Origin of the sequence: Paraburkholderia sabiae, assembly GCF_030412785.1 — a bacterium.
Taxonomy (GTDB): Bacteria; Pseudomonadota; Gammaproteobacteria; order Burkholderiales; family Burkholderiaceae; genus Paraburkholderia; species Paraburkholderia sabiae.
Genome location: NZ_CP125298.1, coordinates 118,716 through 137,015 on the forward strand (window position 1 = coordinate 118,716; position 18,300 = coordinate 137,015).

Genomic DNA, 18,300 nt, shown 5'->3' on the forward strand with positions numbered 1-18,300 from the left:
ACCTGGCGCGATGGAACGGTGTCGGAGCGGGCAAACGCGCTCCCAGCCGTCAGCAGGCACCGAAGCGCGACCTGGCGGAAGCAGCTTGGGCTGCTTTCGCTCAAGATGTCGCTGTTGCCGGTCCCCGACGACGAGGATGACAAACAGTACCAGAGCATTGCGTGCACCTTTCAAAGTTAGCGCCAGGCCGGCGCCGATGCTCTGCGATGCGCAATGCTTGTTCCTAAGCAACTGCCAAGGCGCCCCTGGGAGGTAAACTGCTCCTCGGCAAGAATGCCGGCCGGAAATAAACCGGCTACGCTCATTAACTGCACACGCAAAACGACCAGTAGACGTTGGCATTGCCAATCAGCGACAGTTGCAGCTGTGCGAGCGCTCGCCGGTTCGCCCCGTCAACTGTCCTGTCCAACTTCGCATTCGCCGGTGATTCGCGCGATGATCGCCAGCAGTTGGTCGATGTCGGCAGGCTTGACCAGATGACTGTCGCAACCGGCCAATGACGATCGGATGAGATCCTCAGGTTGCCCGTAACCCGACACGGCGACAATTTCAATCTGCTTGCCGGCCGCTCCTTGCTCCCTCAGGCGACGGGCAACCTCGTAACCGCTTATCCCAGGCAGGCCGAGGTCGAGGAAGACCACTCGCGGATCGAACACAGCGGCGATCTCGAGTGCATCTTCGCCGCTGTGCGCCATTCGTACTTCATGTTCATCCAGGATCATCGCGAGCGACAGTGCCGCATCGGCGTTGTCGTCGACAATCAGCACTCGCAACGGCGCAGACGCGCGTTGCCCAAGCTCGGATTCGTCGCTGCGCTCCAGGTTGCTGCCTGGGCAAACAGGGAGGCGGATTTCAAATTCACTGCCGCTGTTTCTGCCTTCGCTTCTGGCAGCGATCGTTCCGCCGTGCATCTCGGTCAGAGTCTTGCAGACCGACAAGCCGATGCCAAGACCACCTCTCGATTGCTCGCCGTGGAAGGACCCCTGCACGAACAGGTCGAACACGTGCGGAAGCGCTCCGCCCGATATCCCTGTGCCCGTGTCTGCGATGGTCACGCGCACCTCTGGCCCGACTACGGTGGCGCTCACCGTGATCCGGCCACCGTCGTCGGTGTATTTGATGGCGTTATCTAGCAGATTGGAAAACGTCTGGGTGATACGTGCCGGGTCGCCATTGACATAGACGGGGTGATCCAGCTGCAGACAGACCAGGTCGTGATGCCGTTGCTGCGCAGCCGGCATCGCAATTTCAAGCGCATGTTCCAGCGCAGTCCTGATATCGAAGACTTCGTACCGCAACTTGATCTTGCCCGTAGTGATTCGCGACACATCGAGCAGGTCGTCGATCAGGTGCGACAGGTGGCGCGTCTGCCGTTCGATCACGCCGCGCAACCACTCACGTTTGCCAGGATCCGCTCCGGCTCCATGTCCCAACAGATGTGCGGCATTACGCACAGGCGTCAATGGATTGCGCAGTTCGTGCGCGAGGGTTGCCAGAAAGATGTCTTTTCGACGATCCGCGTCCCGCAGCTTCGCTTCCGTGTCGGCGCGCTCTGTCACATCGCACAGGCTGCCAATGAACGCGTAGTCATTCTGGCGAACGCTCGGACGGAGGTATCCGAACATTTCGACGGTCCTGAGGGCACGGTCTTTCACGCGGTGCAGCCGGAACGAGACATGCACAGGCTCGCCCGAGACCAGCCGGGACTGAAAGTGGGATGTCAGCAGTTCGACGTCAGCAGGATGCACGACCGAGGTCATGAACTCGGTTTCGGACAGTGGGCCGCGTGCTTCCGGCTGTCCCGTGATCTCATACATCTGGCGGTTTTCCCAGACGCCTTTTCGCGCGGCACCACACCACTCGAATATGCCGATGCCGGCCGCACAGGTGGCGACACGCAGGCGCTCCTCGGTGGCCTTCAGCGCATTGACCGCCCTATGCAGGCTGTCTTGCGCCGCCGCGACCTGATCTGCCTGCCGTTGCGACTGCACCTCAATCGAACTCTGGATAGTTGCGCGGAACGTGCGCTCGACGATCTCATGCGCAAGCATGTGGACATCCACGGTCGCGGCCACTGGGCCGAAATAGGTGCGGATCTCGTCCTTCATGCAACGCTGCAAGGATTCGATGTTTCGAAAGAGATCGGCTACTCGCCAGTCTGCAGGCCACTGCCTGCCGGACTGGGAATTGGGCAGAGGCACCGCTACAGATGCGTCGCTCCCGGCGACCAGCAGGGCGGCGCACACTTCTGAAAGCATGCAAGCGAAATAACCGTTGAGCACCGCCTGCGCCTCAGGATCGACATGCTCACGCGGCTCCGATGTCGCAGCTAACCAGCGGCACAAAAGTTGCCCGCGTGTGCGCGCCAGCCTGCGTGCGAGGCCACTGAGCGCGGTGGCGCCCCCCGACTCGGCGAAAAAGTCGCGCTTCATTTATCTGCCTCAGCCCGCGAACGCGAATGTATGCCCGGTACAAAGCCAGTGCATATCGACATTCAGCGACGCAGCAATACGTTTGAATGCCAGCATCGGAGGCACCGTAATTCCACGACGCCAGAAAGACACGTCGGATTCGCTGACGTCCAGCCATCTGGCAACACGAGCCGAACTGACGCCGGCTCGCTTGAGGGTGGTGTCGAGGCGTGCTGCAAGGGCGCGCCTCAAACCGCTGTCCCCTTTACTACGCTCGAGGTGCTCGACCGTTTGAGCATATCGATTCATCTTCTTCAAATCTCTCGTGGCTGATTTATAGCTGTCGCTTCCCGGACAGGCCAACTGTCCGCCTCGCCGACCTTCGGCCACACCAGGTGGTTCGATCGGAAGCGCAAACCACTTGGTTGCAAATGCAACGTGATTCTGCGGAAATATCAGCGTGCGAAAAGGTCCCTGCCAGCGCGCGCGACTATACGCTACGGCTGGCAGGGAAACACGCTCCAAAAGTCAGGGATCGTTGCTTTAACTTTTGGAGCGGTAACGGTAACGCAAGACACACCGTATAACAATTGTGGTAGCCAGGATACTGCATTAGAACTTACCCTATCACGGGGCGGGGACGTAGCAATTATTTCCACGAAAACCATTGAGCCCGGCAATTTATGCTGGACGGATCGCGATCCGCGTGCTGTTGCGTCCGCCCGTGTCACTACGGTGCTGCGCAGCGCGGATCAGCCGCCACGTCCCTTATCGTTCGAATCGCCCAGGGTTCGCTTGTCGTGATGATCGTTGCCTTCCTGGTTGCGGCAGGGCACGCCGCTGTGGGACGTCATCGATGCCTCAGGCACGAGGAGCGTCTCTCCCGTCGGGTAACACGTGAACAGTCGTCTCGAATGGTGCCGCTGCATGCACGTCCGTCAACCTTCAGCAGGCCGGTTGCGAACTGCCATCGTTTCCCCGGGCCGCAGAATGAGCATTGTGCCTTCGGCAAGCACAGAGACCGCGAGCAAATTAGCGGTGTCGGCAGTGCGCAGCGCGTACAGGTTCGCCACGGCGAGGCCGTCGCAGTCCCAGAGCTTCGCGAACTCCCGGCAGCGCCGGATCGTCGGGTCGTCGAGCGTCGCGTCCGCTGTGCTCGGATTCAGCATCGCGAACAAGGCGGTCGATTTCATGGGCGAGAGCGACTCTGCCGCGCGTGTCAATAAATAGCGATATGTGCCACAAGGGCTGATGACGGCACTCATACTAGGATTCCTCGCAAAACGTCCGGGAGACCGCAGCCATGTCGAAACTCATGATCCCGCCAGAAGAGTTTATTGCCGCAGTGAATAAGCGGTTGCCGAACATCGGTGGATATGAAACCGGGATGCGTGTGTCTCTCTATCCAGAGGGAAACAACGGCGCGACCGCAAGCGGATATAGTTTGGAACCCGATACCATCGAGGCAAGAGCGGTCGTTGGAACCGCTGTCTCGCAGGTGCTTTTCGAGTTCGACATAGACCAGCACCTCTCGCGAACAGCCTGATTCGATCTGCTGCTCAACTCCGCGAGTTTCCTTAACTGTTGAAAGAGCGGGGAGTCCCGACGTGGAACTTTGGATTCAACCTTGCGTGCCCTGCGCTGACCTTTACGGACAGCCGTCGACGGTCGATCCGCAGATACGTTGTCTCTGATCGTCGCCCGCGCAGTGAGAAACGCCCCGGTTGAGCAGCACTACACCTGTACGCGATGCGGTGCCGCCTTCGCGCGTATCCTCAAAGGCGAGCCGCAAAAACAGGTTTGGGTGCTGCTGAACGCTGGGCAACATTGAGCTGGAGCGCGCGCCCATGCTAACAAGCTGCTTAAAGAACAAGAATCCTGAATTGCCGCGCCGACCCTCGGAGCCCAGGCAACCGCGCAGGCGGCGCAAATCGGAAATAGCCATGTGGACTTGCCAAAACTGCAACGCACGTTTCTCGTTCGATCAGGTCGAAGTCCAAACCGACGAAAGCGGATTATTTTCATTTGTCGCGACTGTGACTACCGAAATAAGCCGATGAACGTCGGTCCGTACGCGACGGGAAGCCCGCAGCTTGTCCAGCGCGACGATGAATAAAGCAGCTCTACGGAGACGACCATGCAGTTCGACTACAAGGGTTTCCATATCGACACGTCGCCTCTCGATGAAGGTGGTCGTTACTACGCCCGCGCGAAGATTTTTCGACGCGACCCGGCAGGCGGCGAAGCCATAGAAGTGAAGTATTCGGGGGATCTCGGCGATTACCCCTCCGACGCGGACGCTATCGAAGCGGCGCAGCGTTGGGCGATCCAGTGGTGCGACCATAACGGCGCTTAGGCCACGCGCTGCGATTACTAGAAAACCAATATGGAGATGAACGTGGCCGAGCGCCTTTTCCCAATAGCGGAAGCGCGGAAAGGGTGTTGACAGAGACGACCGATAATCAGTCTGTTCGCTTGGCAGAGAAAGGGCAGCAGGGCGAACGCCTGCACCTGACATAGAAACCGTCGGCGACTTTTAGAGACACACAACAAAGGAGGCAAACGTCGAGCCGATTGCGTCCCACGCACGCGGACGGCTCCAAAGTCCCGCCGGCAATAGACACCGGTCCAGGCGTCCGCGGCTGCATCGTCGGATGGTGGTGCAGATTCGCGAGTCACGGTGACTACCGTTACCCATCTCACTGGCGACCTCATGCAAACCGGCGCAAACCCGGACGACCTGACGCTCACGACGAATTGGTCGATCGTCGCCGGCGACGACTTACAACGAGACCGCTTGCTGTAGAAGTTCCAGCGCTTTCAGTTCGTCCAGTCGACCCGCGCGCGCCTTACCCGCCAGCGTCTTGATCAATGCTTCTGTTATCGGTGCAATACCGTGGAGATTGTCCAGCCTTTACGGTAGCGAAGGGGCTGGGGCTCCTGCAATCCGGCTTCAATTCAGACGCCTGGCTCTGACGGTGGATCGGTCGATCGACGCCGCCAGCAATCTACAACAAGACCGCCTGCTGTAGAAGTTCCAGGGCTTTCATTTCGTCCAGTCGACCCGTGCGTGCCTTACCCGCCAGCGTCTTGATCAAGGCTTCCGCTATCGGTGCAATCCCGTGGAGATTGTCCAGGCTGGTCACGGTAGCGAAGGCGAGGGGAGCCGGACCTGCGTGCGCGGAGGCGGGCGACGATTCCGGCATCGACCCGGAGGGCGCTGAGGTGGCTGCCGGGACCGCTTCATCATTTCCTTCGGATGAACGGTTGGCGAGGTCGGCGGGTGAATCATTGACATCAACTCGCGGGCTGACGACGATCGTCTCCCTGTCTTCCGTGGCGTCCATCGAAACAGGTGCGGGGCTTTTCAATGCATCCCGGGCGGTCGCACGATCGCGCCGCGCCCGCTTCTTCCCATCGGCGGCTTTCCCCGTTGCCGGCGCAGGCGACTCATATTGTTGAGCTGATGCACGACCGCGCGGAGCAGGCGCAAGCATGCGCGACACTGGCTCTGGAATCTCGGCTTCCGTGCGGGGACTGTCTAACCAGCCGACGGGCAATCCGAGTCGCTCCGTGAACCGGTTTGCTTCGACACCGTCCATTCGCTTCTTACCGTTTAGCCGATCGGCGATGTTAAAACCACTCATCTCCATGACCACGCCGAGCCTTACTTTCGATCCGTTGCGACTCGTGAGAAGGCGGAGGTTAGCGCGCCGGATGTTCTCCACGTCGGCGCTGTCGCTCAATGCCAGCGGTTGCTGTTGGGGCGTTTCAGCAGACGCCCCGTTTGTCGAACGCGAAGCTTTGAGCGGCGTACGAGGTTTTGGCTTTTCAGGCAAGTCGCTTCGATTATTCTTGACGGCTCTGGGCGAACCGCCAGCTACTTTCTTTGTCATTTGCGCTTCCTCGGACAGACTGTCTTCAGGAACGGGTTGCCGGTCGACGGTGCTGGTAGGGGCCAGTTCATGTGCTTCGGACTCTGCGTCGAATCCTTCATCGGTCTGGACAAAGTCGAGCGGTGATTTCAGCCGGGTGATGATCTCGTCCGCGAGCGCAGGATTAGGGTCGTCGAAAAAGCCTTGCGGTAACCCAAGTGTAGTTTCCATGTGGAAGGCTGTCTCGGGCGTGAACCGCTCGCCCGCCTCGCCTCGGGTGCGACCGTCGGCACCGCTCCGCTGTCGTCGCCGGCGGCGGCACGGCAACCGCTGCTCGCCGTGAGGCACGGTTTTCGGACATCTGTTGCACAAGCCGGACAGTTGACCATGTACGTGTTCATCCGCAACGGGCGCCGAACACTCCTATCACGACGTGAGGTATTCTTTCTGATTCCGGGCAGTCGTGCGCCGGCAGATGGCGAGTCGGACGGTTTACTTCTCGTCGGCGTCCCGCGCCGAACCATAATCTCGGTGGCGGGTTTTCGCTGTGCGTGACGGTCCATCCCCAACGTGGCGCCGTGCAACTTCGATGGAATGCGCAAGGTCCGGATCGTCAGCGTGACGTCTCGCTGCCGTCTCGGCAAGTTCCATATAGGCATTGGCGACGCGGCGAAGGTCGTCCTCTGACGCGTCCTCGATGCCGATGAGCCTGTTGCTGGCATTTTTCTGTGCCGCCAGTAACTCATTGAGCTTCAGATGCACTGCGACGGAATCCTTGTTCTGGCTTTGCTGGATCAGGAAAACCATGAGAAAGGTAACCACGGTCGTGCCAGTGTTGACGACAAGCTGCCAATCTTCGGAGAAATGGAAAACCGGTCCGCAAATCAGCCACACCGCGATGGACAGCGATGCCAGTCCGAACGCATAGGGCGATCCGGCCCAGCGCGTAAAGGTTGCGGCAAAGGTATCGAAGGCGCGGGAAACGGGGCTTCGTTCGGCGAAGGCGGGACTGGATGTGTCGGGCACACTGCCCATCGGCTGCGTTCCCTGTCCCCGTTGCTTGCTTCTGGTCATGCTCATTCTGGCGTCTCCGATGATGATAACTTTATGCGGCAGGCGGGTGACCGACATTGCGGCGACGCCCTATGGGAAGGGGAGAGAAAATGAAAGACCGGGCAACTGTCATTTGCAGGAGGGAAGGCCAGGTGCTGCTCGTACGTCGGCGCTTCAGGTGGGCGCTGCCGGGCGGGACAATCCGCACGGGCGAGACGGCATTGCAATGCGCCCACCGCGAACTCGGCGAGGAAACATCCCTTGAGGTCAGCCGGATGACGTACCTCTGGCAGTTTGGCGGTTTGAGCAAACGCCATCGCGTTTTTCTGACCGAACTGGATGGGACGGCGAATGCACGGGCGCAAAACGAAATACGGGCCTGCCGGTGGTTTGAGGTTTTCGAGACCGACAGTCTGCTCCTGAGCGTGCCGACGCGGGCTATTCTGCAGCTCGCGCTGACGCAATGCCGGGGGCACGCGCGCTCACCCGGCACACATGGCGCACTGCCGGAGCACGCGAACAGGCGGACCGACCGTGCGACGGCGGGCGGCGCTGACGAGATGGAATCGCAATGAACGGCGAGGGGCGCGTCGCGGGCCGGGTGGCGGACTATCTGCTGGCGCGGAGGGGCCTGTTGACCCGGCGATGGCTGAGGGCGGTGCGGCAGCAGATGCAGGTTTGCCCTGACACCCGCGAAGCGGTGGCGGGGCTTATCAACCAGCTGCCGGGTCTGTTCGCCGAACTGTGTGCACTGCTGGGCGGCGCCCGCGGGGATGACGAGGTTGCCATGCGCGCCGCGCACGACGCCCGCGCGCATGCGAACGAGCGCTGGCGGCAGGGCTTTGCGCTGGACGAACTCTACCTTGAGCTGTATCTGCTGCAGCGGTGCGTTCACGCATGCGTGCGCGAGTATTTCGCATCGGCACCTTCGCGCGAAGGTCAGACGGCCACCCACGAGATGATCGAGCAGTTCTTTGGCGAGGCGATTCGCGGGGCAATCGGCCAGTTTCAGTCGCAGCAGGACCGGCGGGTGACGGAAGCGCTCGCAAAACGTGACGTCGCTTTGGCGCGCCAGCACAGGAGCGACGAGCGATTGCGTATGGCGGCCGAGGCGGCGGGACTTGGCATTTTTGAGTGGGAACCCGACACGGACGCGGCAGTCTGGGAAAACGAGCGGATGTATGCGCTCACGGGACAAGCGGTCGAAAACGGGGCGCTCAGCGCCGGCGAGTTTATCGCGCAGATCGTCCACCCGGACGACGCGCCGAAGTTGCAAGAACAGCTCGAGGCTTCGATCGCTTCGTCAAAGGATTTCCACGCGCAATTCAGGATCCGGAGGGTTTGCGACGGCAAGACCCGGGTGCTCGAGGCGTGGGGACGCCTGGTACCGGGAATCGACGGGACGCGTTCGGTCCTTGTCGGAACACTTGCGGATGTGACGCAGCGGGTTAGCGACGAGGAAGCAGCGAGAACGGCGGACCGTCGTAAGGATGTGTTTCTCGCAACGCTCGCGCACGAGCTGCGTAACCCTCTCGCGCCGATACTCAACGCCGCGCATCTGCTGCGGCGTTCGGACGCCTCGCCGCACGAGCTGCGGTGGCTGCAGGGGGTGATCGATCGCCATGGCAGACATCTGGCTCACCTGATTGACGATCTGCTCGATGTTTCGCGTATCACGGCGGGCAAGATCGCGCTGCGCAAGGAAGTGTTCGATGTGCAGACGGCGGTTGACCGGGCGATCGAGATGAACGCGCCGGCTGCGGCGCAGCGCGGACACAGGCTCGACGTCACGGGAGTCCACGGCTCATCGCTCTTTGTCTATGGAGACATCACACGCGTCACGCAGGTCCTGTCCAATCTCCTGGACAATGCCGTCAAGTACACGGCTGACGGCGGGCATATACGGCTGGCCGCCGCAGAGACCGGCGCAACGGTAACGATCACCGTGGAGGATGACGGCATCGGCATGGAGCCCGAGCTGATTCCCTCTCTTTTCAGGCTTTTTGAGCAGGCCGTAGAGAGCGCGGCAGCGAGGAAGGCGGGCCTCGGAATAGGTCTTTCCGTCGCGAAGTCGCTGGTTGAAATGCATGGCGGCACCATTAGCGCCTCAAGCCAGGGTCACGGCCGCGGCAGCCAGTTCACCCTGTGCCTGCCGCTATCGGACGCGCCGGATATCAAGGAAAAAAGCGAGATCGTTAGCGCGGCAGTTCCTGTCGAAGCGCGGCGGGTCCTGATCGTCGACGACAATGAAGACGCGGCGCTTTCCCTTGCGAAAGTGCTGGACGATCACGAGGTACGCACGGCAGGCAGCGGCGCGCAGGCACTGCGCGTCGCGCGCGAATTCCACCCGATGGTCGTGTTTCTCGATCTGGCGTTGCCGGATATGAGCGGCTTTGAAGTCGCACAGCAGCTGCGGCAGCAAGACACGGGGCGCGAGATCACGCTTGTGGCATTGACGGGATACGGCCAGCCCGAGGACCGGCAGCGCACGCGCGACGCCGGTTTTGACCATCATGTCGTGAAGCCGGCGCGCCTTGAAGAGATCATGCGAATACTCGCCCGTGGTTGAGTACCGTACCGCCCGTGTCGATAGTCGCGGGCATGCCGCCGGCGACCGCCCCGCAATGCTGCCGAACGAACCGGCCTGGTGGCGGCCCGCAGGATGCTGCATGACGGATATGTCGAGCGGGCGATCCCGAACGCTGAACAGCGGCCTGGCATTGTGGTGCGGCCTCTCTGCACCTTGCTCGCAAGGGAGAAGGATGTTCCAGAGGTCAGGACATAAGCGCTGTGAGCTCTTCTGCATCGAAGGGCTTCGCGAAAATTGGGACCCCCGTACTGCGTGCACGCTCGAGTTCGTCGGCGTAGCCCGTCATCAGCGCTACCACCTGGCGTGGACGGTTTGACTTCATCCATTCGACGAGATCGATGCCGTTCATTTTCCCGGGCATCTGGACGTCCGACAGCACTATCTTGTAGCACTCACCGGAGATCATCGCCTCCCGCGCATCGTCTGCGTTTTCCATATGTATCACATTGTGACCCATCATTTCGAGCACCGCCGTCAGACCGGCGGCCACCTCATGATTGTCTTCAACGAGCAATACCGGCCCTGCGACAGCGTCCGTGACCGGAGGCGCGGGCCGAACGGAATCGGCAGCCGGCCCTGCACTGACGGCGGACTTCGGCAGATACATGCGTATCGTTGTACCCGTGCCCGGCGAACTTGTTATTTTCGCTGCGCCACCACTGAGTTCGCAAAATGTCAGTATCTGGGTCAGACCGAGTCCAACCGCGGTGCTGTTGCTCTTCGTCGTGAACAGCGGTTCAAACGCCCGATCGGCGATCTCGGGAGACATCCCTACGCCTTCGTCGGATGCCGTGACAAGCACGTAGTCGCCAGCCGTCACCCCGACCACTTCGGAAGCGACCTGGACGTTGTGTGCCCGGATCAGGAACCTTCCCCCGCGCGGCATCGCATCGCGTGCGTTGAGTGCCAGGTTGATCATCGCAAGCTCGAGCTCCGAAGGATCGCACCTGACGGACCAGATGTCCGGTGTCACCTCGATGCTCACCGCGACTGCATCGCCGATGGTGGCCCGGATGATGGGATGAAGAGCGGGGAGAGTCGTTTTCAGGTCGACATGGGTTGCTTTTAACGGATGTTTTCTGGTGGCGCCCATCAGTGTGCGCACGAGCGCTTCGACACTGCGTGTCGTGCGCGCGACGGCTTTAACTTCGGCTCCGACGTCGTGAAACCCTTTGCGCGTCGCGAGGTCAAGGTTGGACTTCACCGCCATGAGGTGATTGTTGAACTCGTGGGCAACGTTCGCCACCAGATTACCCAGCGCCCCCATTCTTTGAAGGTGGCGACCCGATGCTTCCACCTTCAGTCGCCTCACCGTCTCGCTACGCCATTTCTGCCGGGCACGTTCCTCCGTCGAGAGTTGCCGCAGCGAGAATCCCAGCAGTGCCCAGATTGCGGCACAAGGTACGCTCACCAGCGCCGCTATCAAAGAGAAGTGGCGCAGCCAGCCGTACAGGATCTGACCGACGGGAAAACCGGCTGCCACTTAGAGCCGATAATCCCCGACGCGCCGGTAGCTGGCAAAGCGCCGCTGGTGATCGGGGAACCGCGCCGTATTGACATGTCCTGCCGCTTCATTCCGGGCGAACCCTGCTGTCAGTGACTGGGAGGTCAATTCAGGCGATGCCATGCCCGAAGCGGGATAACTGGCAAGCAGGGCGCCGTCGCGCCGGTATAGCCCGATAAACGCCTCGTCGTCGTCTTCCTGCGTGAGCCTCTCGTAAAAAGCTGACAGATAGTCGCGCTTCAGCGCGATCGACACCGTGCCCAGAAACGAGCCGTTGGCCGCGACGCGCGCCTTGGCCATGTTGAACACACCCATGCCAGAGATGGCCGCGGGCATCGGCAGGGAGATGTATGGTTCCGGTCGGTATCGTTCGGTGAGCAGAAAGTCGTCACGTCGGCCCACGTTGAGGCGGGGCACAGGGAAGAAGCGGCTGCTCACGAGCAGATCGCCCGACGCGCCGAAAGCAGAAATGGCTGCAACCTGTGGAACGTCGCCAGCAATAGCATTGAGCTTCTGGTGGATTTCGGCCTGCTCGGCGAGGACCTGGCCGTCGGTCCTGTCGCCGAGCAGATCGCTCACGCGCGAGACGAGTTCGGCATTAAGGTCCATGACCTTGAGAGCCTGCTCCTCGGCTATGCGGGCGGTGCGGTCGCTGCTGGTAATGGCGTCCTGGTAACGCCGCTGGTAGTCGTAGTCGCCATACCCGCCCAGGCAGAGGACGGGGACTAACACGGAAATGGCGAGCAGCACGAGCAGGATCTTGCGCGTGGCGGCAAAATCACGCGATGGCGGCGGTAACTGGTCCGCCAGCCCGGCGATTCGCACGTCGGACGTGGAGACGGGATGGCGACTGGTCATGCTCGGAAATCCACTGACGTGGGTAGCGGTCAGGCCACGGGTGCACTGAAGTCGTCTACCCCAGACTGCAGCGGGACAGCATTTATCGTACCCGAGGTTCTCGTGGCCGTAAGAGGCGCAGCGGGCGCGGCTTGTTGCCGGGAACTATCGCCGCGGTGCGCGTGGTCGCACGGCGTTGCGGGCCCTTTGCGCGAAGCCTTGTGTTTCTCTGATCACCGCGCCGACGCGCGCACGAAGCAGAGCGTGCTCCACGCTCATGGCGTCCGCGATCCCCGCCATCATCGCGGCGACGCCGCATTGAAACGTCTTCAGCTCGACGAGACACATGACATAGAGCGTCTGTCCGGAAGCGGTGGCCCTGAGGGCCCGGCAAATGGCCCGCCCGTCCAGACGCGGGTCCGACATGTCCACCATCGCCACGACGGGCGCAGTTGCGCAGGCCGCTCTGATGGCCTCACCTTCGTTGCGGGCAGTCGTTACGGCGCACACCCCCTGAAGCAGCGAAGCAACGTTTTCTGCCCAGAATGTGTCGCGTGCGACTAGAAGTGCGCTGGGGGCCCGATATAATCTCGCACTGTCCGCGATGGGCTGCGACGCAACGGCCGCCAGCGCGCGCCGACGCCGTAGCTGCGCTCGAACACAAGCGATCAGATGGCGCGCGTCCAGCGGTTTGGTCAGGTAATCGGAAGCTCCGAGCAGCAGAGCGTCCTCGATGAGCCGCGGTGCGTCGTATGCGCTGACCAGTACAACGGGGACGTCTGAGGTCGCTGGGTTGCCTTTGACAGCTTCACAAAGGTCGAATCCTGTCATGCCCGGCATGCTCGCGTCGGCGAGGACAATGTCAGGCGGAGATGAGTTGATCATCAACAAACCCATTTCTCCCGTGGTAGCGAACCGCCGGTCGTATCCGTTCAGGATGTCGGCGATGATGCGCACGGATGTGGCGTCGTCGATGATCAGGATTGTGGGGGAAAGGCTGGACATGGTCGTACATGGAACGCTGCCATGCGTTACGCATCTATTTGAAAATTTTTTGGACTGTCACGGCAAGCCGGTGTAACCCTGTATCGGTTGCCTCCGGCGGCATGAAACATTTTGATGGATGACATCGCCTCCCCTTCGGGGCGAGAAACGTGTTTGAGGCGGCGGCAAGGCGTCATGACGTGGCCTGACCCGTGCGGCTGTCTCATGTGAACCCGGCTGCCGCCTGACGAGGGCGGCCCGTTTTGCTGACACACAGTTGTCCGCCGCTCGCGCCAGTGCCGGCGCGGGCGCGCGGACAACGAAGAAAAAAATGCGCTCATTTAATCGAACTCCTCCGCTGCACTGGCTTTCCGGCCCGCGTGCCGTTTTGTTCGGCTGCTGTGCGATAACGCTGGTCATGGCTTCACTGTTCGCCGTCGTGCTGTACCAAAGCCGGCAGGACGCGCTCGAGCGGGCGCGGGACACGTCGCGCAACGTCGCGCTAATCGCCGAGCGCGATATTGAGCGCAATTTCGAGCTGTACGCGCTCTCGCTGGACGCCGTGGTCGAAGGACTTGGCAAGCCTGAGGTGATGGCATTGCCCCGTGCGCTGAGATCGTCGATCCTGTTCGATCGCGCGGCCACGGCCAAATACCTGGGCTCTATCCTCGTGCTCGATGCGGCCGGCGACGTCGTGATGGATGCGGCGAGCGAGTTGCCGCGCAAGGGTAACTTTGCCGACCGGGATTACTTCACGATCCAGCGTGACCACCCGGACATGGGCCTATATATCAGCGCGCCGTTCCGCTCCCGGCTGCGTAGCGGATCGCCAAGCATCGCATTGAGCCGACGGCTATCCCACAAGGATGGCTCGTTCGCCGGGATCGTGCTCATGGCCATCAACCTTCAGTATTTCCACGAGCTGTTTGCGGGCCTTTCGCTTGGCTCTGGCGGCGCCATCTCGCTGATTGCGCGCAACGGCACAATGGTCATGCGCCAGCCCTTCGACCCGAAGATCATCGGACGGGACATCAGCACGGCGAGCACGTTCAAGCGATTCGGCACCGCTGCAGAGGGCAGTTTCTTTGATACGTCGTTCATCGATGGTGTGCAGCGCTTCTATTACTTCCGGAACTTTCCGGAGCTGCCGCTCATCATGATGGTCGCGCAAGCCGAGCCAGATATCTATGCCGCGTGGCGGCGACGCGCATTGACCATCGGCACGCTGATGGGCGCGTTTGCCGCAAGTTTCATCGCGCTGTCGTTGATCCTCGCGACGCAGCTTCGGCGGCGGGTGCGCGCGGAAGCGGAACTCGAACTGCTTCCGCGAACTGACAGCCTGACGGGGCTGAGTAACAGGCGTACGCTCGGAGAAGTCCTCGAGCGGGAGTGGCGACGTGCCAGACGTACGCGCCGCGCGCTGTCGCTGCTTTTCGTCGACATCGACCGCTTCAAGGCATACAACGACACCTACGGTCATCAGGCGGGAGACGAGGCGCTGGCCGCCGTCGCGCGCTGTATTGGCGATCACATCCGGCGTCCGGCCGACACGGCGGCCCGCTATGGGGGCGAGGAGTTTGTCGTTGTTCTGCCCGACACCCCTGCCGAGGGCGCCTGCAAGATTGCGGAGGAGATCAGGCGTGCGATCAGCCAGATGGCCATCGAACACGCGGGCAGCGAGTACGGGCGGGTGACCGCTAGCATCGGCTCGGCGAGTTGCACACCTGATGACGGTACGGACGCGACCAGCGTCATCAAGGCCGCTGACGAGGCGTTATACAACGCGAAGGCACGGGGGCGAAACCGCGTGGCGGTCGCGCAAGGCTAGTCGACCGGGCAGAGCTTTGTCCCGAGCCGCGAAGGGGGTTATTGCTTTTTTTCAGGGCTGTTGTAATTTCTTCGATGCCCTTGCCGGTTTGCGCAGCAGTTCGCGCGCGGCGTACACCGCCACCGAGACACCCAGCACAACTGCGGCGACGGCGAGTGATTCATCGCCCCGATCCGCCTCGCCAGAGGCCGTCAGATAGTAACCGAACGCGACGCCGGCCACTGTGAGCATTACGCCAAACAGAAGTCCCCAGAGAGGGCCCGCCGTGCGCGAAGCCAGTTGGTGTGACATTTTCATCGGCAGTCTCCAGACACCTTTCCGCTGCGCTTGACCGCCTGCCCGCCGCACAGCACTTTGGCCGTTCTGCATCCTCACTGAGGGATCGAGGAGGCCTTGCGTCGTTACCCGGCTGGCTAGCCCTCACGACGGCGGCGTCAGAAGCCGCGTCAGATCCACATGTTGCCCATGTTACCCTCGGCGAGAAAGCTGGGCGCGCGGCAGTTGCTGCAGCCAACGGCGATGACCGTGCTCGCTGCCGGTTGCATTGACGGATTTTTCAGCCCACGGTGCATCGTCATCAAAGCAAACGTTGAGCCTTGTGCGTGTGGCGATGTGCGGCGGCTCGTCTGGCAAAATTGAATGGCAATGCACCCATCAACCGTTACCACGATTTCTCAATATGCCTCACGCGCTCATTGTTGACGACGATCGGGATACCCGCGAAGCGCTTGCGGCGATCATTGCTGAAGACGGGCTGACGACGGCGACGGCAGGTGACCTGCGCGACGCCCGCATCCAGCTCGTGCGGCAGATGCCGGACGTCGTGTTTACGGATCTGAAACTGCCCGACGGCACGGGTGTCGACCTGTTCGAAGATCTCGATCCCCGCTCGGGCGTCGAGTTTGTCGTGATCACCGGTCACGCGACAGTCGAATCCGCCGTGAGCGCGCTCAAGATGGGCGCCGCCGACTACCTCGTGAAGCCCATCAACATGCAGCGCGTGAAGTCGATCCTCGCGCGTCTGCCGCGTGCGGGCGATCTGAAGGCCGAAATCGGCACGCTGCGCGGCGAACTGCGGCGCATGGGCCGCTTCGGGCTGATGCTCGGCAACTCGGGCGTGATGCAGCAGGTGTACGACCAGATCAGCCGCGTCGCGCCGACGGCCGCGTCGGTGATGCTGGTCGGCGAATCGGGCACGGGCAAGGAAGTCGCCGCGCAGACGCTGCATCAGCTGAGCCTGCGCCGCAAGCACGCGTTCCTCGCCGTCAATTGCGGCGCGATCTCGCCGAACCTGATCGAATCCGAGATGTTCGGCCACGAGCGCGGCGCATTCACGGGCGCGGACCGTCAGCACAAAGGCTATTTCGAACGCGCGAACGGCGGCACGCTGTTCCTCGACGAAATCACCGAAATGCCGATCGAGTTGCAGGTGAAACTGCTGCGCGTGCTGGAGACGGGCATGTTCATGCGCGTCGGCACGACGAAGGAAATCGAAACCGACGTCCGCCTGATCGCCGCGACCAACCGCGATCCCGAACAGGCTGTGCTCGAAGGCAAGCTGCGTCTCGACCTGTATCACCGTCTCAACGTGTTTCCGATCGGCCTGCCGCCGCTGCGCGAACGGGGCAAGGACGTCGAACTGCTCGCGCAGTCGTTCCTCAACGAACTGAACGAGCAGCACGGGACGACGAAGCGCTTCCCTCCGGCCGTGCTCGAGATGATGCTGTCCAACGCGTGGCCGGGGAACGTGCGCGAGCTGAAGAACTACGTGCAGCGCGCCTACATCATGTCAGGTCCGGATTCAGACAGCACCGCCACGGTGCCGCTGCAGATTTCGCTGACCTCAGGCAAGCTGCGCGCGCGTATCGATATTCCGTTTGGAACGTCGCTCGACGAGGCGGATCGCCGGCTGATTCTCGCGACGCTGGAGCATTGCGGCGGCGTGAAGACCCGCGCCGCTGAAGTTCTCGGCATCAGCCTGAAAACTCTGTACAACCGTCTGGTGGACTATCGGGAAGCGGAGGCGGAGGAGAGCGACGAGGGGGACGGTAGAACAACCGGAGTGGAGTAGGAGGGCCTGCCGGTGTTCAGGGTGCTTTGCCCCGGCGCGAAGCCGGACGAGACGCACCGTCCGCGACGTCCGAGGGGTATTTTCCCGATGGACATGCTCACGGCTGGCACGGGCAACCAACCGCTTGCGGAACTAGCGGTATCAAGAACAGGCATGGGCGAACAATCGAGGTCGATGAGATCGCGGAACTGGTCGACGCGGAATCAATAGTCTGATGGCATTGAGGCGCGCAAGAACGGCACCACTGTGACTCATGTATCCTCATTACGCACCCGGCGCAGCGAATTGGGCCGCCGATGGATGGTCGTGCGCGGTAAGGGCACAGCCGCTCGCGTAGGCGGCATCCGTATCGCCCATACAAAGGTTCGGATCGAAGCCGTGCGGCTCGACTGTAGCCGGATAGACACATGCCCCCAGCGCACTAGCGATGCCAATCACGAACGAACTGAGCGCGAAGAGCGCAGCTTCAGCGATTATCCGGTGGTGCAGGCGATGAACCAGTATGTGATAAAGCCTGGAAACGAGAACGTCAACGACCGTCCCGCTTCTGCACGGTGTACTACCCTCTCGGCGTTGTGAACGGCATCCTTAACGTCGACATGTCAGCCTCCTTTGGATCTGTGCCCGTGTGGCGACATTGACCCCGACCGGGCTGATTTCTCGGGCATATTCGACCCAGTCGTCGATCAGCCCGTGTACATCCCCTTCGAGAAAGTCGGCAAGGCTCACGGATTTCCTCAATGTGTATGCCGGGCGGAAACTCGTGGTCAAACCCGGCACTAAAACAGCGGTATCGGCTGGTCTTGCCAGCGAGCTGCTCCGTAGTATCGGGTATGAAGTTCTGGGCGCGAGCAGTGCGTCGGAGGCCGCGACCATCCTGAAGAAGCGCAGGGACATTGCGGTCGTTTTCACCGACATTGCCATGCCATATGGGATTAGCGGAATCGAGCTGGCGGGACTGGTCCGATCGGAATATCCGGCGGTGAAGGTGATACTGTCCTCCGGGTATCCACTCGCCGTCTTGCGCGACGAACACGGCTCGCTCGGCGAATTCACGTTCATCCACAAGCCATATCGGCTCGCCGATCTGGCCAGGGCACTGAGAGCCTGATAACCTTTTCCGTTATCTGTTCGCGGGCGGGTGTTG

Annotated in this window: 15 protein-coding genes and 2 pseudogenes; 7 read left to right on the forward strand and 10 right to left on the reverse strand. The window is 61.5% G+C overall.

Annotated features, from left to right (window positions below):
- Positions 1 to 392 precede the first annotated feature (392 nt).
- The 3 genes and pseudogenes from QEN71_RS43175 to QEN71_RS43185 all read right to left on the reverse strand — a co-directional run.
- Positions 393 to 2,432 carry a hybrid sensor histidine kinase/response regulator gene (locus tag QEN71_RS43175; protein ID WP_201659317.1) on the reverse strand — a complete coding sequence of 680 codons (2,040 nt, stop codon included), beginning with the start codon at positions 2,430 to 2,432 and terminating at the stop codon, positions 393 to 395.
- A gap of 9 nt (positions 2,433 to 2,441) precedes the next feature.
- Positions 2,442 to 2,720, reverse strand: coding sequence for a helix-turn-helix domain-containing protein (locus QEN71_RS43180; RefSeq protein WP_201659419.1), 279 nt, complete (start codon positions 2,718 to 2,720; stop codon positions 2,442 to 2,444).
- A gap of 713 nt (positions 2,721 to 3,433) precedes the next feature.
- A pseudogene (locus tag QEN71_RS43185) lies at positions 3,434 to 3,676 on the reverse strand (DUF1643 domain-containing protein); the annotation flags it as partial.
- A 38-nt stretch (positions 3,677 to 3,714) separates the two neighbouring features.
- Here QEN71_RS43185 and QEN71_RS43190 point away from each other — a divergent pair.
- Complete coding sequence (locus QEN71_RS43190) at positions 3,715 to 3,957, forward strand: hypothetical protein (protein WP_201659315.1); 243 nt, start codon at positions 3,715 to 3,717, stop codon at positions 3,955 to 3,957.
- 102 nt (positions 3,958 to 4,059) lie between these two features.
- Here QEN71_RS43190 and QEN71_RS43195 read toward each other — a convergent pair whose 3' ends face one another.
- Positions 4,060 to 4,356, reverse strand: a complete 297-nt coding sequence (locus tag QEN71_RS43195) for a hypothetical protein (protein ID WP_201659313.1) — start codon at positions 4,354 to 4,356, stop codon at positions 4,060 to 4,062.
- Positions 4,357 to 4,548: 192 nt separating this feature from the next.
- On the opposite strand from QEN71_RS43195, the gene QEN71_RS43200 reads away from it, so the two are divergent.
- Positions 4,549 to 4,767, forward strand: a complete 219-nt coding sequence (locus QEN71_RS43200) for a hypothetical protein (RefSeq protein ID WP_201659311.1) — start codon at positions 4,549 to 4,551, stop codon at positions 4,765 to 4,767.
- Positions 4,768 to 5,419: 652 nt separating this feature from the next.
- Here the strand turns inward: QEN71_RS43200 and QEN71_RS43205 are convergent.
- Together QEN71_RS43205 and QEN71_RS43210 are read right to left on the reverse strand one after the other, a co-directional pair.
- Positions 5,420 to 6,550: pseudogene (locus tag QEN71_RS43205) on the reverse strand (hypothetical protein); the annotation flags it as partial.
- A gap of 228 nt (positions 6,551 to 6,778) precedes the next feature.
- Positions 6,779 to 7,321, reverse strand: coding sequence for a low affinity iron permease family protein (locus tag QEN71_RS43210; RefSeq protein ID WP_201659413.1), 543 nt, complete (start codon positions 7,319 to 7,321; stop codon positions 6,779 to 6,781).
- Between the two features lie 128 nt (positions 7,322 to 7,449).
- Here QEN71_RS43210 and QEN71_RS43215 point away from each other — a divergent pair, with 128 nt between their 5' ends.
- A complete protein-coding gene (locus tag QEN71_RS43215) occupies positions 7,450 to 7,914 on the forward strand; it encodes an NUDIX domain-containing protein (protein WP_201659309.1) in 465 nt (154 codons plus the stop codon).
- A complete protein-coding gene (locus QEN71_RS43220; RefSeq protein WP_201659308.1) occupies positions 7,911 to 9,908 on the forward strand; it encodes a hybrid sensor histidine kinase/response regulator in 1,998 nt (665 codons plus the stop codon). Before QEN71_RS43215 ends, QEN71_RS43220 begins: the two co-directional genes overlap by 4 nt.
- Before the next feature lie 205 nt (positions 9,909 to 10,113).
- On the opposite strand, the gene QEN71_RS43225 is transcribed toward QEN71_RS43220, so the two are convergent.
- The 3 genes from QEN71_RS43225 to QEN71_RS43235 all read right to left on the reverse strand — a co-directional run bounded on the left by QEN71_RS43225 (position 10,114) and on the right by QEN71_RS43235 (position 13,275).
- A complete protein-coding gene (locus tag QEN71_RS43225; protein ID WP_233472102.1) occupies positions 10,114 to 11,412 on the reverse strand; it encodes an ATP-binding protein in 1,299 nt (432 codons plus the stop codon).
- Positions 11,413 to 12,291 carry a PDC sensor domain-containing protein gene (locus QEN71_RS43230; protein ID WP_233472101.1) on the reverse strand — a complete coding sequence of 293 codons (879 nt, stop codon included), beginning with the start codon at positions 12,289 to 12,291 and terminating at the stop codon, positions 11,413 to 11,415.
- Positions 12,292 to 12,435: 144 nt separating this feature from the next.
- Positions 12,436 to 13,275, reverse strand: a complete 840-nt coding sequence (locus QEN71_RS43235) for a response regulator (RefSeq protein WP_201659305.1) — start codon at positions 13,273 to 13,275, stop codon at positions 12,436 to 12,438.
- 310 nt (positions 13,276 to 13,585) lie between these two features.
- Between QEN71_RS43235 and QEN71_RS43240 the strand changes: the two genes are divergently transcribed.
- On the forward strand, positions 13,586 to 15,082 hold the full coding sequence (locus QEN71_RS43240) for a sensor domain-containing diguanylate cyclase (RefSeq protein ID WP_201659303.1): 1,497 nt from the start codon (positions 13,586 to 13,588) through the stop codon (positions 15,080 to 15,082).
- Between the two features lie 51 nt (positions 15,083 to 15,133).
- On the opposite strand, the gene QEN71_RS43245 is transcribed toward QEN71_RS43240, so the two are convergent.
- The gene (locus QEN71_RS43245) at positions 15,134 to 15,379 is read right to left on the reverse strand and encodes a hypothetical protein (protein ID WP_201659300.1); all 246 of its coding nucleotides are present in this window, start codon (positions 15,377 to 15,379) and stop codon (positions 15,134 to 15,136) included.
- A 382-nt stretch (positions 15,380 to 15,761) separates the two neighbouring features.
- On the opposite strand from QEN71_RS43245, the gene QEN71_RS43250 reads away from it, so the two are divergent.
- Together QEN71_RS43250 and QEN71_RS43260 are read left to right on the forward strand one after the other, a co-directional pair.
- Positions 15,762 to 17,153 (forward strand): sigma-54-dependent transcriptional regulator, encoded by a 1,392-nt coding sequence (locus QEN71_RS43250; RefSeq protein ID WP_201659297.1) that lies wholly within the window; start codon positions 15,762 to 15,764, stop codon positions 17,151 to 17,153.
- A gap of 763 nt (positions 17,154 to 17,916) precedes the next feature.
- Entirely contained in the window at positions 17,917 to 18,264 is a 348-nt protein-coding gene (locus QEN71_RS43260; protein ID WP_233472100.1) for a response regulator, read from the forward strand.
- Positions 18,265 to 18,300: the final 36 nt, after the last annotated feature.

Coding starts and splice junctions, on each gene's coding strand:
- QEN71_RS43175 (WP_201659317.1), bottom strand. CDS start 2,432: ATGAAGCGCGACTTTTTCGCCGAGTCGGGGGGCGCCACCGCGCTCAGT.
- QEN71_RS43180 (WP_201659419.1), bottom strand. CDS start 2,720: ATGAATCGATATGCTCAAACGGTCGAGCACCTCGAGCGTAGTAAAGGG.
- QEN71_RS43190 (WP_201659315.1), top strand. CDS start 3,715: ATGTCGAAACTCATGATCCCGCCAGAAGAGTTTATTGCCGCAGTGAAT.
- QEN71_RS43195 (WP_201659313.1), bottom strand. CDS start 4,356: ATGGCTATTTCCGATTTGCGCCGCCTGCGCGGTTGCCTGGGCTCCGAG.
- QEN71_RS43200 (WP_201659311.1), top strand. CDS start 4,549: ATGCAGTTCGACTACAAGGGTTTCCATATCGACACGTCGCCTCTCGAT.
- QEN71_RS43210 (WP_201659413.1), bottom strand. CDS start 7,321: ATGGGCAGTGTGCCCGACACATCCAGTCCCGCCTTCGCCGAACGAAGC.
- QEN71_RS43215 (WP_201659309.1), top strand. CDS start 7,450: ATGAAAGACCGGGCAACTGTCATTTGCAGGAGGGAAGGCCAGGTGCTG.
- QEN71_RS43220 (WP_201659308.1), top strand. CDS start 7,911: ATGAACGGCGAGGGGCGCGTCGCGGGCCGGGTGGCGGACTATCTGCTG.
- QEN71_RS43230 (WP_233472101.1), bottom strand. CDS start 12,291: ATGACCAGTCGCCATCCCGTCTCCACGTCCGACGTGCGAATCGCCGGG.
- QEN71_RS43235 (WP_201659305.1), bottom strand. CDS start 13,275: ATGTCCAGCCTTTCCCCCACAATCCTGATCATCGACGACGCCACATCC.
- QEN71_RS43240 (WP_201659303.1), top strand. CDS start 13,586: ATGCGCTCATTTAATCGAACTCCTCCGCTGCACTGGCTTTCCGGCCCG.
- QEN71_RS43245 (WP_201659300.1), bottom strand. CDS start 15,379: ATGAAAATGTCACACCAACTGGCTTCGCGCACGGCGGGCCCTCTCTGG.
- QEN71_RS43250 (WP_201659297.1), top strand. CDS start 15,762: ATGCCTCACGCGCTCATTGTTGACGACGATCGGGATACCCGCGAAGCG.